Source organism: Burkholderia sp. TSV86, assembly GCF_001522865.1.
Classification (GTDB): domain Bacteria; phylum Pseudomonadota; class Gammaproteobacteria; order Burkholderiales; family Burkholderiaceae; genus Burkholderia.
The window spans coordinates 26990-42122 of record NZ_LOWB01000098.1; the positions used below are offsets into that span (position 1 = coordinate 26990).

Genomic DNA, 15133 nt, shown 5'->3' on the forward strand with positions numbered 1-15133 from the left:
GCGCTTTGATTGTGCGTTGTGTCGTGAGCCCCGAGCCGTCAGAGCATAGTCCCGGCCCGCTGCTCGCGCCGCGCGGCCGCCGCCGCAGTGCGCGCCGCGCGGCGCGCATGGCTGCGAATCCGGCGGCGCGTGCGCGCCAATTCGACAAGCTGCCACGACCCGAGCGCGAGCGCGCCGAACACGAGTTCGCGCACGCGCTTGACCAGCGCAAGCGACAGCGCCGTCTCGCGATCGACGCCAAACATCTGCGCGAGCAGCACGACCGTCGCTTCCTGAACGCCCAGCCCGCCCGGAACCATGAACGCCGCATGGCGAACCGCCTGCGTCATTGCCTCGATCGCGACCGCGCCGCCGAGCGACACCGGATGACCGAGCAGCGCGAGCGCCCAATAAATTTCGAGCGCGCCCACCACATAGCCGGCGAGTTGCCAGAAGAACGCACGAAACAGCAGGCCCGCGCGCGACATCAGCGCATCGATGTCGACGTCGAGACGCTTGCCGTCGACACCTTGCAGCAGGCGGTGCGAATCGCCGAGCAGCCGGCCCGCGAAACGCTCGATCGCATGAAAAACGCCGCCGCGGCGCATCAACACGAACGCCAGCACCGGCACCGGCAGCGACAGCACGAGCGCGACGCCGATCGTATGCGCGCCGACGCCGCGCTGCGTGCCGGCGAGCAGCATCACAAGACCAAGCGCGGCAAACGCGTACTGAACGGCAACCGTCACGAGCACCTCGACGATCACCGAAGCCGTCACCCGGCTCGCATCGGGCACGCGCCAGCGCGCCAGCCGGATGCCGACGATCTCGCCACCGACGCCGACAACCGGCAGCAACCGGTTCACCGCCTCGCGCACGGTCGCGATCCACCAGAGGAACGGCAGCGGCGCGCGCTTGTCGAGCAGCAGTCGCCACGCATGCGCATCGAGCAGCAGCGGCAAGCCGTGGAACGGCACCAGCCACAGCAGCGCAAAGCCCGCGCGGCCGATCACGTGCACGACGTCCGCCGCGCCGTCGTGCAGCAGCAGCGCGATCAGGATCGCGATCCCGAGCGGCCAGCCCAGCCATTTGAGCCAACGGGTCATGATGCCCGCGCCCCGGTTCCAGCGAGGCGGCGGCCGCCGCCCGCGCGCGCGCCGCGCGCCAGCCCGAACACGTCGGCAAAGCCGCCGCGCGCGACGCCCGCCGCCCGCAACGCGGCCGACACGCGCGGCGACAGCAGCGCGGCAAGCTCGTCGGCCGGCCGGTATTCGCGCATCGACGGCGTGATCGGGCCGTCGCCCGCTTCCGCCGGATGGCAATAGATCTCGCCGACGCCGGGCGGCAGCTTCGCGAGCGCGTCGAGCAGCACGGCCTCGTCCATCCCGCCCGTCTGCGCGATGCCGACCACGTAATCGTTGTGCGCGATCCCCGCGCGAACAAGCCGGGCGCGCACGAGCGCGATCCACGGCTTGAGCCAGAACGGCATCGACGGCTCGTAAGGCAACCGCATGGCGGCCAGCCCGAATTCGCGGCCGATATCGATGATCATCGACAGCACGCTCGGGTGCAGATGGAAATGCTTGTGCGTGTTCACATGATCGAGCGTCAGCCCGGTGGCCGCGAATGCCTCGAACTGCGCGCGAATCTCGCGGCGCAACTGCGCGCGCACGTGCGGCAGGAAGAAGAACCGGCAGCCGTCCCTCGCCATCGCGTCACCGAACCGGCCGTCAGGGCCGACAAGCGCCGGGATCTCATCCACGGGCAGCGTCGCGGGGCCGTCGGCAAGCACGATATGCAGGCCGACCGCGAGCGAAGGCAGCCGCTTCGCGCGCTCGACCGCATCGCGCGCGGCGGCAGCGCCCACCATCAAGCTCGCGGCCGCCAGCACGCCATCGCGATGCGCGCGCTCGACGGCCGCGTTGACCCGCTCATGCAGGCCGAAATCGTCCGCCGTGAAAATCAACGCGCGCGGCACCGCTTCCTGCACGCTCACGAATCACGCCTCGTGCGCGCGCAGAAAGCGGAAAAACTCCACGCCTTCACGCAGCCGGCGCTTCATCATGTCCCAGCTGGTCAGCATCTCGCGAACGATTTCCCAGATCTTCGACGGCCGGAAATAGAACGCGCGATAGAAATGTTCGAGTTCGTGGTAAATCTCTTCCTTCGGCAGGTGCGGATAGCCGATCGCGGCAAGTTGCACGCCTTCCTTGCTGACAAGATTGATCGTCTTGTTCTCTTCCATCCAGCCGTTCTCGACCGCCTGAGCATACAGGCGCGTGCCCGGATACGGCGCGGCGAGCGACACCTGGATCGTGTGCGGATTGATTTCCTTCGCGTATTCGATCGTCTTCTTGATCGTCTCCTTCGTCTCGCCCGGCAGGCCGAGGATGAAGGTGCCGTGGATCTTGATGCCGAGCTTCTTGCAGTCCTCGTTGAAGCGGCGCGCGATATCGGTGCGCAGGCCCTTCTTGATGTTCAGGAGAATCTGGTCGTCGCCGGACTCGTAGCCGACGAGCAGCAGGCGCAGGCCGTTCTCCTTCATGATCTTCAGCGTCGAATACGGCACGTTCGCCTTCGCGTTGCACGACCACGTGACGCCGAGCTTGCCGAGCCCGCGGGCGATTTCCTCGACGCGCGGCTTGAAGTCGGTGAACGTGTCGTCGTCGAACATGATCTCCTTGACTTCCGGCATGTTGTCGCGAATCCACTTCACCTCGGCCAGCACGCTTTCGACCGAGCGCACGCGATAGCGATGGCCGCCAACCGTCTGCGGCCACAGGCAGAACGTGCACTTCGAGCGGCAGCCGCGGCCCGTGTAGATCGACACATACGGATAGTTCAGATAGCCGATGAAGTAATTCTCGATCTTCAGGTCGCGCTTGTAGACGGGCGCGACGAACGGCAGTTCGTCCATGTTCTCGATCATCGGACGCGGGCCGTTGTGCTCGATCGAGCCGTCCTTCGCGCGGTAGCTCATGCCGAGAATCTCGGCAAACGGCAGGCCCGCCGCGATATCGCGGCACGTATAGTCGAATTCCTCGCGGCAGACGAAATCGATCGCGTCAGTCGCCGTCAGCGAGTTGTGCGGATCGACCGCGACCTTCGCGCCGACCATGCCGACCAGGATCGACGGCTTCATCTTCTTCAAGTCTTCCGCGAACAGCGCATCGGTCGGAAACGACGGCGTGCTCGTATGGATGATCACGAGATCGTAGTCGCTCGCGATTTTCAGCGTCGCGTCGACCGACAGGCCGTCCGCGGGCGCGTCGAGCACGCGGCTGCCCGGCACGAGCGCGGCCGGCTGCGCGAGCCAGGTCGGATACCAGAAGGAGCGGATCTCGCGCTTTGCCTGATAGCGGGAACCCGCGCCGCCGTCAAAGCCGTCATACGACGGGGCCTGCAAGAACAGCGTTTTCATGAATGCTCCGGTAGCCTGCTGCATAGATATCAATTCGTCTGAGTGCAATGTTCGAAAATCGCGGGCCGCCTGCCGCCGCCCGCGCATCCTTGGATATTCGCTTGCGCCGCGCGCTTGCGTTCGGCCGTCGCGTCGTGCGTTTGCGCTTCGTCTGCTTTGTGTTTCGCGTATTCGCTCACGCCGCGCGCCTAGCGCCCATCTCCCGCCTCGACGACAGTCGCGCGCGCGCCGCCGCCGACGACCTTCATCCGCTCGCCGCGCCACACCACCTGCGTGCCGAACACGGCGGCGAGCCACTCGAGCGCCAGCAGCGCATCGCGCACCGGCACCAGCGGCAAATCGCGCCAGAATGCGCGCACACCGGCGCTGCCGCGCGCGTGCAGCGCAAGCCGCGCGAACGTGCCGAGCGCCACCGCCGCGGCCGCCGCGATGCCCGCGGCCGAACCGTTGAGCCGCACCGCGAGCCACGCGCCCGTGGCAAGCCACGGCGCGGTAAACGTGATGAACAGGAATGCGAAGCCGGCCGGATTCAGCGAGCGGATCGTGCGCAGCCAGCGCGTTTCGCGCAGCCACAGCGGCACGACCTTCGCCTCGGTCACGTCGGTTGCGACGTTCACCTCGGATAGCACCGTGCGCAGGCCAAACCGGCGCGGCAGCTCGGCAAGCCAGTAATCGTCCGCCAATTCGTCCTTCAGCGCATGAAAACCGCCGATCTTATCGAGCGTCGCGCGCGTGAGCGCGAGCGTCGCGCCGAATCCGAACCGGCTCGATCCGCCGAAATGCGTGATCCGCACCGACGGCGCGAACCACGCATCGACGAATTGCGCGCCGATCCGCGTCCAGAAGCCGCCGACGCTGCGCGCATGATACAGGCAAGTAACCACGCCGACCGACGGGTCCGCGAGCGGCGCGCTCACGCGCGTCAGGTAATCGGGCTCGACCGCGATGTCGCTATCTGCGATCACGATGCGCTCGTAGCGCGCGCGCTCGGCGAGATTGACGAGATTGCTGACCTTCAGGTTCTTGCCGTACACACGTGCGTCGATCACCAGCTCGATGTCGGTTTCCGGATAGGCGGCGATCAGGCGGCGCACCACAGCCACGGCAGGATCGGCCGCCGACGCGACGCCGAACAGCAATTGATAGCGCGGATGACGCTGTTCGCAGAAGGTCGTGAGATTTTCGTACAGATGCGGCTCGAACCCGCACAACGGCTTGAGCACGCTGACAGGCTCGAAGCCGTCGCGCGCGGCCGTGCGCGGCACGCGCGGTGCGGGCGCGAACGCGGCGAACGCCGCGTAAGCGCAGGCCGCGCAAATCAGCGCGAGCAGCACCCATTCGACGAAAGAAACCGGCTCCGTCATGCCGCGCGCCTCCGAACAGGCGCACGCGGGGCAAAACGGAGCGGCGATGCTTCAGCAGGGACGATTTCAGGCACGATCCCAACTCCTCTTCTTGCACTTTCAACGGCACGCAACGCACCGGAACAGGCCGTGCGGCCAATATCCCGAGGCTCCCGTGCGGCTTTGCGACGAAGCGCAGGGGGAATGGAACGGAATCCGTGAGCGCGATGGATACAGGCGGCGAATTTTAGCAGTGCCGAGCCCGCCGCGCTCGCGACTTGCGTGGAAAGACTGTTGCTCTGCGCGAAAAATCGGTGCAGATAAGCGCTATTTCCACGCAATAGCCGTGCGTTCGCGTAAGCATTTTGCAGGACACTGGCGCTGCAAACGTAAGCATATTGCGTGTTTTTTAAGATAGCGCGAAATATTCGCATCGAATCGCCCGAAATTTCATGGCATTCCGTTCGATTACAGTGCATTGCAAGAACAATCTCCGGCGTCCGGTTGCGGCACATCGTCGCGCCGGTCCACCCCTTATCGTGGCAGGGGTATGTTCCCGCCGTCAGCGAAACGCGAATCGCTTTGGCACAATCTGTTGCGCTTGTTGCGCGCATGCCTCATCCGCGGCGCTCATCGGCCCGAGCCCCATCCATTCACGCCATCCGCCCCGTTTTCGCCATGATTCCGTTTTCCGTACTCGATCTCGCGCCGATCCCCGCCGGCGCCGACGCTGCGCAGGCGTTGCGCCACAGTGCCGATCTCGCCCGGCATGCCGAACGCTGGGGCTATCGCCGCTACTGGCTGGCCGAACACCACAACATGCCCGGCATCGCGAGCGCGGCGACCGCGGTCGTGATCGGCCATGTCGCGGGCGCGACGCAGACGATCCGCGTCGGCTCGGGCGGCGTGATGCTGCCCAACCATGCGCCGCTCGTGATCGCCGAGCAATTCGGCACGCTGGCCTCGCTCTATCCGGGGCGCATCGATCTCGGCCTCGGGCGCGCACCCGGCACCGACCAGACCACCGCCCGCGCGCTCAGGCGCGACCTGCTCGCGAGCGCCGACGCGTTCCCGGACGACGTCGTCGAGTTGCAACGCTACTTCGCCGCGCCGGTGGCCGGCCAGCAGGTGCGCGCGGTGCCCGGCGCGGGCCTCGACGTGCCGATCTGGCTGCTCGGTTCGAGCCTCTTCAGCGCCCAGCTCGCCGCGATGCTCGGGCTGCCATTCGCCTTCGCGTCGCACTTCGCACCGGATTACCTGATGCGCGCGCTCGACGTCTATCGCACGCAGTTCCGGCCGTCCGCGGCACTCGACCAACCCTATGCGATGGTCGGCGTCAACGTGTTCGCCGCCGATACCGACGATCAGGCGCGGCGCCTGTTCACGTCGGTGCAACAGCAATTCCTGAATTTGCGGCGCGGTACGCCGCAGCAGTTGCCGCCGCCCGTCGAATCGATCGACGCGCTCGGCGCGACCGAGCTGGAACGCGCGAGCATCGAGCGCGCGCTGTCATTTGCGGCGGTCGGCTCGCCCGTCACGGTGCGCGAACGGCTCGGCCAGTTGATTGCGCAAACGGGCGCGGACGAGTTGATCGTCGCCGCGCAGATCTACGATCACGGCGCGCGGCTGCGCTCGTATGAACTCACCGCGCAGGTGCGCGACGCGTTGAGCGCGGCCTGATGATCCGGCCGGCGCCGGGCAGTTGCCCGCCGCGCGCCGCCCGGCAACCCGATGGGCGAACGGACCAACACGAACGGGCGGCGGCGAGCGTTGCATCGAGCACCTTACCGCCGCTGTCCGGCGCGCTGGCGCTCTGCTGCGCCCCTTCCGTCGCCCCGCGTTCTTCCGGCAGCGCCCTGGCGCCGATGCGCGCCGCGCGAACCCCTGCCTACTCTGCGGCCCCGCGCGCGGCATGCGCCGGACCCAACGGCTTGACGTGCGCGAGCCCATCGAGCAGCGCCTCATGAAACGCAGCCGGGTCCTGAATCTGCGGCGCATGGCCGAGCAGCGGAAACTCGCGCAGCACCGCGCCCGGAATCGCTGCCTGCGCGCGCTTGGCGAGCGCCGGATAGCGGCCGAGCTTCGCGTACACGTCGGGCGGCGCGGCGTCCTTGCCGATCGCGGTCGTGTCCTTGTCGCCGATCAACAGCAGCGTCGGCGCCTTGATCGCACCGAACTCGTAAACCACCGGCTGCGTGAAGATCATGTCGTAGACACGCGCCGAATTCCACGCAACCGCATCCCGCCCCGGTCCGCGATACATACCGGCGAGCATCTGCACCCAGCGCTCGTAAGCCGGCGACCACTCGCCCGCGTAGTACGTATGCTGCTCGTAGCGGCGGATCTCGTCGGCCGTCGTCTTCAGTTCGCGCGCGTACCAGTAATCGACCGATAGCGGCGGCACGCCCAGCGCTTTCCAATCCTCCAGGCCGATCGGATTGACGAGCACGAGCTGCTGCGTGTCTTTCGGGTACATCAACGCATAGCGCACCGCGAGCATGCCGCCGGTGGAGTGGCCGACGATCGTCGCCGCCTTCACGCCGATCGATTCGAGCAGCGCGTGTGTGTTGTGGGCAAGCTGCTGAAAGCTGTACTGATAGCGCTCGGGCTTGGTCGACTTGCAAAAGCCGATCTGATCGGGCGCGACGACCCGGTAACCGGCCTTCGTCAACACGCCGACGGTCTGCTCCCAGGTGCCCGCGCAGAAATTCTTCCCATGCAGCAACACGACGGTACGGCCGTTCGGATGCTCCGGATACACGTCGAGATAGGCCATTTGCAGCGTTTCCCGCTGCGACGTGAACGCGTAATGCCGCACGGGATACGCATACGCGAAACCTTCGAGCTGCTCGCCGTACACCGGCGTGTCGGCTGCCGCCCGGCCCGCGGCCTCGGCGGGCGGCAAGCCCGCCGGCCGGCCGCCGGCTGACGCCGCCGCGGACGGCGAAGCCGCCGTCCGCGGCCCGGACGCCGGCACCGCGGCCTCACTCGCCGAAGACGCGCCGTGCGCCGGTGCCGCGGCGGCCACCTGCAACGCCGCTGCTGCGGCGGCACAAGACCACGCGGCGAGCCACGCGAACCACCCTATTTTGCGAACCAGAGCCATCATCGAAGCCGAACGAAGCCAATAAAGGAGGTCGAAGGAAACCGGATCGCGGCGAGCCCGGCATGCGCGTCCGGCCGCGAACCGCGAGCCATTGTACGTTCACCGGGCCCGCGCGGACGAAACACGGCGCACCGGATGTTTCCGCGAATCGGGGAAAGTCATGTATCTTGCGACATAGTCCGACGAGCCTGCCGCATGCCCCACCCATCATGAAAAACGTCCTCAGCATCCAGTCGCACGTCATTTATGGCCATGCGGGCAATAGCGCCGCAGTGTTTCCGATGCAGCGGCTCGGCGTCAACGTTTGGCCGCTCAACACCGTGCAGCTTTCGAATCACATGCAGTACGGCCACTGGGCAGGCAGCGCGATCGATGCGGCGAAGATGGAGCAACTCGTCGACGGCATCGCCGCGATCGGCGCGCTCAAGCGCTGCGACGCGGTGCTGTCTGGCTTTCTCGGCTCGCCCGCGCAAGCGCGAGCGGCTATCGACATCGTGCGTACCGTGAAGGCAACCAACCCGAATGCGTGGTATTTCTGCGACCCGGCGATGGGCCAGACAGGCGGCATCCGGCCCGAGCCCGGCGTGGAGGAGTTGATCGTCGCCGAGTTGCCCGAGCTTGCGGACGGCATGGCGCCCAATCACAGCGAGTTGCAAAAGCTTGCCGGACGGCGCATCGAGACGGTGCCCGAAGCAATCGAAGCATGCCGCGCAATCATCCGCCGCGGGCCGAAGCTGATCCTGGTCAAGCACTTGCATGACCGCAACAGTCCTGCCGACCGTTTCAATATGCTCGTCGTCACCGAAACCGAAGCGTGGATCGGCCAGCGGCCGCTGTACGCGTTTCCGCGGCATCCGGTCGGCGTCGGCGATCTGACGAGCGCCGTGTTCGTCGCGCGCCGCCTGCGCGGCGACAGCGTGCGCGCCGCATTCGAACATACGCTTGCCGCCGTGCACGCGGTCGTCAAGGCGACCTACGACGCGCGCCGCTACGAGCTTGAACTCGTCGCCGCACAAGACGAGATCGCGCGGCCAAGCGAGTGGTTCGGCGCGTGGCTCACCGGCGCGGACTGACGCGCCGCCCGCCTGGCGGCGCGTCAGCGAGCGGCCGACGGCGAACGGCCAATGCCCGCCGTCGCGCGGCAGCGAGCCGCCGCCTTATCCGCGCATGCGCTCGTCGAGCAATGGAGCGGCAGCACCTCCCGACGACGCCTTCATATCGGTGTCACCGTTTTCTCACACCATTCGTCACGCTGTCCAGGACGGCGCGCCACCCGACGCAGGGCATGCGCGGCCGACCACCATCACGCAGACCATCGAAGCTGCCCATCCCCATCCAGGAAGCCACGACATGACCACCCAGAATCGCCGCGATTTTCTGCGGCTCGCCGCCGGTACGGCCGGCGCGGCCGCGCTGCAGCTTTTTCCGCCCGTGATCCGCGAGGCGCTCGCGATCCCCGCCAATCATCGCACCGGCACGATCCGCGACATCGAGCACGTCGTCATCCTGATGCAGGAGAACCGCTCGTTCGACCATTACTTCGGCAAGCTGCGCGGCGTGCGAGGCTTCGGCGATCCGCGTGCGCTGATGCTGCAAAATGGCAAATCGGTATTCCATCAGCCGGTGCCCAATCAATTGCTTGCGCTCGCGGAACTGCTGCCGTTCCATCCGGATGCGCAGAATCTCGGCATGCAGTTCATCCAGGATCTGCCGCACGGCTGGCAGGACACGCACGGCGCGCTGAACAAGGGCCGTTGCGACCAGTGGGTCCTGAACAAAGGGACGACCACGATGGCCTACCTCGAGCGCAACGACATCCCGTTCCACTATCAACTCGCCGACGCCTTCACGATCTGCGACGCGTATCACTGCTCGATTCCCAGCTCGACCGACCCGAACCGCTACTACATGTGGACGGGCTACGTCGGCAACGATGGCACGGGCGGCGGCCCGGTGCTCGGCAACGAGGAAGCCGGCTACGGCTGGAGCACGTATCCGGAGGCGCTCGAACAAGCGGGCGTATCGTGGAAGATCTATCAGGACGTCGGCAACGGCCTGAACGCAGCCGGTGCGTGGGGTTGGACGAACAACCCGTACATCGGCAACTATGGCGACAATTCGCTGCTTTACTTCAAGCAATACCAGAACGCGCAGCCGGGCAGCCCCCTGTACGAGAAGGCGCGCACCGGCACCAACATCAGTGCGGGCGGCACGCTGTTCGACGTGCTCAAGGCCGACGTGGCCAACGGCACACTGCCGCAGGTGTCGTGGATCTGCGCGCCGGAAGCTTATTCCGAGCATCCGAACTGGCCCGCGAACTATGGCGCGTGGTACATCGAGCAGGTGCTCAAGGCGCTGACGTCGAATCCGGAACTGTGGAGCAAGACCGCGCTGTTCATCACCTACGACGAAAACGACGGCTTCTTTGATCACGTCGCGCCGCCGTTCGCGCCGCAATCGCGCGAAAACGGCCTGTCGAGCGTCGCGACCACCAACGAGATCTATCCGGGCGACGCCACCCACATGGCCGGCGCATACGGCCTCGGGCCGCGCGTGCCGATGCTCGTCGTGTCGCCGTGGACGAAGGGCGGCTGGGTCTGCTCGCAAACGTTCGATCACACGTCGCTGCTGCAATTCCTCGAACAGCGCTTCGGCGTGACGGCCGGCAATGTGTCGCCGTGGCGGCGCGCAGTGTGCGGCGATCTGACATCGGCGTTCAACTTCGCATCGCCCGACGCGAGCTGGCCGACGCTGCCCGACACGAGCGGCTATGCGCCGCCCGATCACAACCGCCATTCGAGCTACGTGCCGGTGCCGCCCGTCGCGCAATCGCTGCCGAAACAGGAAGCGGGCCTGCGCGCCGCGCGCGCGCTGCCCTACGAACTGTTCGTATTCGGCCGCACCCATACCTCGGCCGGCAAGTTCAAGCTGACCTTCGCGAATCGCGGCCGCGCCGGTGCGGCGTTCCAGGTAACGGCCGGTAATCGCCTCGACGGCCCGTGGGCGTACACGGTCGAAGCGGGCAAACGGCTGTCGGACGAATGGAGCACGGCGCGCACGCTGAGCGTCTACGATCTGTCGGTGTACGGCCCGAACGGCTTCCTGTGCCAGTTCCGCGGCTCGACCGCGGCCGTGCTCGGCCTCACCGCGAACCCGGAAGTGATCTACGGCTACGACGTCGCGAACGGCAATATCACGCTGCGCCTGACGAACCGCGGACGCAAGACGGTATACCTGACGGTGACCAATGCCTACGGCGGCCGCGCGCGCGTGCACGAACTCAGGCCGGGCCAGCAGATCGACGATTATTGGGATCTGCGCGGCAGCCATCACTGGTACGACCTGTCGATCACCGACGGCGTCCCGAACGGCTTCCTGCGCCGCTTCGCGGGCCACGTCGAGACGGGCCGGCCGAGCACCAGCGATCCGCTGATCGCGACGGCGTAAGCGCCTGCGCACGCGGCGCTTCGGCGGCGCGTTGACAGCGCTTTGACGACGGCTTGCGCGGATCGCGCCGGGCGCGGGTGCGGGTGCGAGTGCGAGTGCGAGTGCGATCCCGCGCCCGGCGCGTCCGTGCGATCCGCGCGCTCGATTTCTCGTCCTTGATCGCGCTGGCTGATCGTCACGCTCGCGGGAGCGCAGCGCCGGCCCTTCCACCGCCATCTGCCTGGCCCAGTCCGGTCAATCGCGGCGACGCACACTGCCGTATGCGTCGCCGCATTGCGTTTCGGGAGCGCAACCCGCACGTACCGTCGGCGCGGAACTGCTCGGCCGGGTTTTGCCGCATCGCTCTGCCGGCATCCTGCCGTTGCTCGCGGCCTTTGCTTGCTATCGTTGCTCGCGGCCTTTGCGCGCTATCGTTGCTCGCGGCCTTTGCCCGCTGTTGATGCACGCGCCATTGCCCGCTGCCGTCGCACGGTGTCGTCGCGGCCGATCGCCAAGGTCCGCCATTCGATTCCGCTGCCACCCCCAGCGCATCGTCCCTCGCGTTGCAGCCCACGTCGCGCCGTCGCACGTCGATCGCGGTTGCGTCACCCTGCGATCCTCCCTTCCCGGCCGCCACCTCGCTCGCCGCACGCCGCCTCCCGTCCACAGCCCAGCCTGTGCGCAAATCCGCATCCGGCGCGTTCCAAACCGACAAGACTCGCTCAATTTGACTCCCTATAAAGAGATCGCGAGCGCCGCTCTCGCCAACGGCAAGCGGCCCGCAAGCATCGCGCCTGCGTACACGCCGCGCCTCGTTCATGATCGCCATCAAGGAAGCCACATGAAACTCCGCTCGTCACCACCTTGGGCCGCCTGGCGCGTCGCGCTCGTCTGCGGCGTGCTCGGCGCATCCGCCGCCACGCGCGCCGCCGACGAAACGCCAGTGCGAATCGGCTTCGCCGCGCCGCTTACAGGCGTCAATGCCGGCTACGGCAAGGACCTGCAAAACGGCGTGCAGCTCGCACTCGACGATGCCCGCGCGCAACAGATCAAGATCGCGGGCAAGCCCGCGCGCTTCGAACTCGTCGTCGAGGACGATCAGGCCGATCCGCGCATCGGCGTGCAGGCCGCGCAAAGCCTCGTCGACAAACAAGTGTCGACGGTGATCGGTCACTTCAATTCCGGCACGACGATCCCGGCGTCGGTCATCTACGACAAGGCGGGCATCCCCGTCATCGATCCGGCCGCGACCAATCCCGTCATCGCGTCGCGCAGGCTCGCGAACGTATTCATGGTAATCGCGACCGACGGCCAGAACGCGGGCAACGCGGGCCGCTACGCGGTCGAGGTCACGAAGGCCAAGCGCATCGCGATCGTCGACGACCGCACGGCGTTCGGCCAGGGCGAAGCCGACGAATTCGAGCGCGCGGTGAAAGCCGCGGGCGGCTCGATCGTCGCGCGCGAATACACGAACAATCAGGCGGTCGATTTCCGTGCGCAGATCACGAGCCTGAAGAGCAAGAACGTCGACCTGCTGTTCTTCGGCGGCCTCGATTCGCTCGCCGCGAACTTCATCAAGCAGATGCGCCAGTTGGGGCTGAGCGCGCAGTTCGTTGGCGGCGGCGGCGTGCGCGACGCTGAATTCATCAAGATCGCCGGCCCCGCGGCGGATGGCGCGATGGCGTGGGAATACGGCCGGCCGCTCGATCAGCTGCCGCAAGGCAAGGATTTCGAACGCCGCTACAAGCAGCGCTTCGGTGTCGACGTGCTGTCATACGCGCAGTTCGGCTACGACGCGGCGTGGGCCGCGATCAAGGCGATGCAGGCCGCGGGCTCGACCGAGCCCGCGCGCTGGCGGCCCGTGCTCGCCAAGATCGACTTCGACGGCATCACGGGCCGCATCGCGTTCGGCGGCGACGGCTCGCTGAAAAGCGGCATGTCGACGCTGTACCGCGTGAAAAACGGCGTTTGGCGAACTATCGTCACGAAGGGCGGCTGACAGGCGCGCCACGCTCCCGTCGCAGTGCGCCGTTCGTGTTTTCTTTTAATGGAGATCCGATGCATTCAAAAGTTGTCATCGTCGGCGGCGGCGTGATCGGCAGCGCAGCCGCCTACCATCTGCGCGTGATGGACCCCAGCGTTGCCGTCACCGTCATCGAACGTGACCCGACCTACGCGCGCGCGTCGTCCGCGTTGTCAGCGGCGTCGATCCGGCAGCAGTTCTCGACGCCGCTGTCAGTGCAAATGTCGCTATTCGGCATCGAGTTCCTGCGCTCGATCGGCGAACGGCTCGAGGTGGACGGCGAGCGGCCGTCGATCGGCCTGCACGAAGGCGGCTACCTGTTCGTCGCGACGCCCGACGGCGATGCGACGCTGCGCGCCAACCATGCGCTGCAGACCTCGCTCGGCGCGCAAATCCGCTACCTGCCGCGCGACGCGCTGGCCGCCGCGTTCCCGTGGCTTCATACCAGCGATCTCGCGTCGGGCTGCCTCGGCGAACGCGGCGAAGGCTGGTTCGACGGCTACGGGCTCGTGCAGGCACTGCGCAAGAAGGCGCAGGCGCTTGGCGCGCAATATGTGCGCGCGGAAGTGGCGCACGCGCACCTCGACGGGCGGCGCGTGCGGCAATTGGTTACCAGCGACGGCCGCGCCTACGATTGCGACGTGATGGTCAACGCGGCCGGGCCGTGGGCGCGCGCGCTCGCCGCGCTCGTCGGCATCGAGCTGCCGGTACATGCACGCCGCCGCAGCATCTTCAACGTCACGTCGCCGGCGAAGCTGCCGCGCTGCCCGCTCGTCGTCGATCCGAGCGGCGTCTACTTCCGGCCCGAGGGCGCGTCGTTCCTCTGCGGCGCGGCGCCGCCCGCCGAACGCGATCTCGACGATCTGCCGCTAGACGACGTCGATCACGCGCTGTTCGACGAGCTGATCTGGCCGACCCTCGCGCATCGCGTGCCGCAGTTCGAGGCGCTCAGGGTCGTGCGAAGCTGGTCTGGCTACTACGAATACAACGTGCTCGATCAAAACGCGATCATCGGCCCGCATCCGGACCTCGACAATTGCCTCTTCGCGAACGGCTTCTCCGGACATGGGTTGCAGCAAGGGCCGGCGGCGGGACGCGGCGTCGCGGAATGGATTCTGCACGGGCGGTATGCATCGCTCGACCTGTCGCCGTTCGGCTTCGAGCGCGTGCTCGCGGGGCGGCCGATCGTCGAGCGCAACGTCGTCTGACGCGCCGGGGCGGCGGTGCGCTGGAGCGCGGGACGCTGCTGCGCCGGTGCGGCGGAATGCGCCCCCGCCCGCAACGAAGTGCAAATCGAAGCGCAAACCGGGATGGCGCGCGGCGTCAGAATCCAACGCCGCGCGCCATCCTGACTGCGGCAAACACCATCACGATCATCAGCACCGCCTGCACGTGGCCGATCTGCGCATAGGCGCGCGCGCGGCCCAGACCGGGCATCAGCCCGCGCCGCAACGTCAAACGCCAACGGATCAGCCCCATCATCGGAATGAGTTCGAGCACGAGAATCAGCGCGAGCGCGCCCATCTTCAGATGAAAGAGCGGCGCGTGCAGGTAGTAATCGCCGCCCTTCTCGAAGCCGCCGAACGCGCGGACGGCGCCGGTCGTGATCAGCACGAGCACGCAAATGCCCCAAATCGCATCCGCGCTGAACACGCCAGGCAGATCGGCCCGCTGCGCGGACGCCACGACACGCCGTAACGCGCGGTTGCGCGCGGCGATCGACATCAGCGCAAAACCGAACGCAATCAGATGCACGGCAGCCAGCAACCATCGAACGGTCAGCATCGGTCCTCCTTATGCCGGAAGCGGACAGCGCGCGAGCGGCGGCGAGCGCG

Annotated in this window: 11 protein-coding genes; 5 read left to right on the plus strand and 6 right to left on the minus strand. The window is 67.0% G+C overall.

Going from position 1 to position 15133, the window contains the following annotated elements:
- Window positions 1-38 precede the first annotated feature (38 nt).
- The 4 genes from WS68_RS16480 to hpnI all read right to left on the minus strand — a co-directional run bounded on the left by WS68_RS16480 (window position 39) and on the right by hpnI (window position 4764).
- The gene (locus WS68_RS16480; RefSeq protein WP_059571821.1) at window positions 39-1085 is read right to left on the minus strand and encodes a lysylphosphatidylglycerol synthase domain-containing protein; all 1047 of its coding nucleotides are present in this window, start codon (window positions 1083-1085) and stop codon (window positions 39-41) included.
- The gene (gene hpnK / locus WS68_RS16485) at window positions 1082-1969 is read right to left on the minus strand and encodes a hopanoid biosynthesis-associated protein HpnK (RefSeq protein ID WP_442857173.1); all 888 of its coding nucleotides are present in this window, start codon (window positions 1967-1969) and stop codon (window positions 1082-1084) included. Before hpnK ends, WS68_RS16480 begins: the two co-directional genes overlap by 4 nt.
- Before the next feature lie 9 nt (window positions 1970-1978).
- Entirely contained in the window at window positions 1979-3400 is a 1422-nt protein-coding gene (gene hpnJ / locus WS68_RS16490) for a hopanoid biosynthesis associated radical SAM protein HpnJ (protein WP_059571823.1), read from the minus strand.
- 188 nt (window positions 3401-3588) lie between these two features.
- On the minus strand, window positions 3589-4764 hold the full coding sequence (gene hpnI, locus WS68_RS16495; protein ID WP_059571824.1) for a bacteriohopanetetrol glucosamine biosynthesis glycosyltransferase HpnI: 1176 nt from the start codon (window positions 4762-4764) through the stop codon (window positions 3589-3591).
- Between the two features lie 657 nt (window positions 4765-5421).
- On the opposite strand from hpnI, the gene WS68_RS16500 reads away from it, so the two are divergent.
- Entirely contained in the window at window positions 5422-6423 is a 1002-nt protein-coding gene (locus WS68_RS16500) for an LLM class flavin-dependent oxidoreductase (RefSeq protein ID WP_059571825.1), read from the plus strand.
- Between the two features lie 208 nt (window positions 6424-6631).
- Here WS68_RS16500 and WS68_RS16505 read toward each other — a convergent pair whose 3' ends face one another.
- On the minus strand, window positions 6632-7849 hold the full coding sequence (locus tag WS68_RS16505; RefSeq protein ID WP_059571826.1) for an alpha/beta fold hydrolase: 1218 nt from the start codon (window positions 7847-7849) through the stop codon (window positions 6632-6634).
- A 209-nt stretch (window positions 7850-8058) separates the two neighbouring features.
- Between WS68_RS16505 and pdxY the strand changes: the two genes are divergently transcribed.
- The 4 genes from pdxY to WS68_RS16525 all read left to right on the plus strand — a co-directional run bounded on the left by pdxY (window position 8059) and on the right by WS68_RS16525 (window position 14506).
- The gene (gene pdxY / locus WS68_RS16510; protein WP_059571827.1) at window positions 8059-8922 is read left to right on the plus strand and encodes a pyridoxal kinase PdxY; all 864 of its coding nucleotides are present in this window, start codon (window positions 8059-8061) and stop codon (window positions 8920-8922) included.
- A gap of 277 nt (window positions 8923-9199) precedes the next feature.
- Complete coding sequence (locus WS68_RS16515; RefSeq protein ID WP_059571828.1) at window positions 9200-11296, plus strand: phosphocholine-specific phospholipase C; 2097 nt, start codon at window positions 9200-9202, stop codon at window positions 11294-11296.
- 820 nt (window positions 11297-12116) lie between these two features.
- The gene (locus WS68_RS16520; RefSeq protein ID WP_059571937.1) at window positions 12117-13274 is read left to right on the plus strand and encodes a branched-chain amino acid ABC transporter substrate-binding protein; all 1158 of its coding nucleotides are present in this window, start codon (window positions 12117-12119) and stop codon (window positions 13272-13274) included.
- Between the two features lie 59 nt (window positions 13275-13333).
- Window positions 13334-14506 (plus strand): NAD(P)/FAD-dependent oxidoreductase, encoded by a 1173-nt coding sequence (locus tag WS68_RS16525; protein WP_059571829.1) that lies wholly within the window; start codon window positions 13334-13336, stop codon window positions 14504-14506.
- 115 nt (window positions 14507-14621) lie between these two features.
- Here the strand turns inward: WS68_RS16525 and WS68_RS16530 are convergent, their stop codons facing one another.
- Window positions 14622-15083: a DUF2214 family protein gene (locus tag WS68_RS16530; protein WP_082710097.1), complete on the minus strand. Its 462-nt coding sequence runs from the start codon at window positions 15081-15083 to the stop codon at window positions 14622-14624.
- Window positions 15084-15133: the final 50 nt, after the last annotated feature.

What these genes read in the sequence shown, in the direction of transcription:
- hpnJ (WP_059571823.1), bottom strand. Translation starts at nt 3,400, where the DNA reads ATGAAAACGCTGTTCTTGCAGGCCCCGTCGTATGACGGCTTTGACGGC.
- WS68_RS16520 (WP_059571937.1), top strand. Translation starts at nt 12,117, where the DNA reads ATGAAACTCCGCTCGTCACCACCTTGGGCCGCCTGGCGCGTCGCGCTC.
- hpnI (WP_059571824.1), bottom strand. Translation starts at nt 4,764, where the DNA reads ATGACGGAGCCGGTTTCTTTCGTCGAATGGGTGCTGCTCGCGCTGATT.
- WS68_RS16530 (WP_082710097.1), bottom strand. Translation starts at nt 15,083, where the DNA reads ATGCTGACCGTTCGATGGTTGCTGGCTGCCGTGCATCTGATTGCGTTC.
- WS68_RS16515 (WP_059571828.1), top strand. Translation starts at nt 9,200, where the DNA reads ATGACCACCCAGAATCGCCGCGATTTTCTGCGGCTCGCCGCCGGTACG.
- WS68_RS16480 (WP_059571821.1), bottom strand. Translation starts at nt 1,085, where the DNA reads ATGACCCGTTGGCTCAAATGGCTGGGCTGGCCGCTCGGGATCGCGATC.
- pdxY (WP_059571827.1), top strand. Translation starts at nt 8,059, where the DNA reads ATGAAAAACGTCCTCAGCATCCAGTCGCACGTCATTTATGGCCATGCG.
- WS68_RS16500 (WP_059571825.1), top strand. Translation starts at nt 5,422, where the DNA reads ATGATTCCGTTTTCCGTACTCGATCTCGCGCCGATCCCCGCCGGCGCC.
- WS68_RS16505 (WP_059571826.1), bottom strand. Translation starts at nt 7,849, where the DNA reads ATGGCTCTGGTTCGCAAAATAGGGTGGTTCGCGTGGCTCGCCGCGTGG.
- WS68_RS16525 (WP_059571829.1), top strand. Translation starts at nt 13,334, where the DNA reads ATGCATTCAAAAGTTGTCATCGTCGGCGGCGGCGTGATCGGCAGCGCA.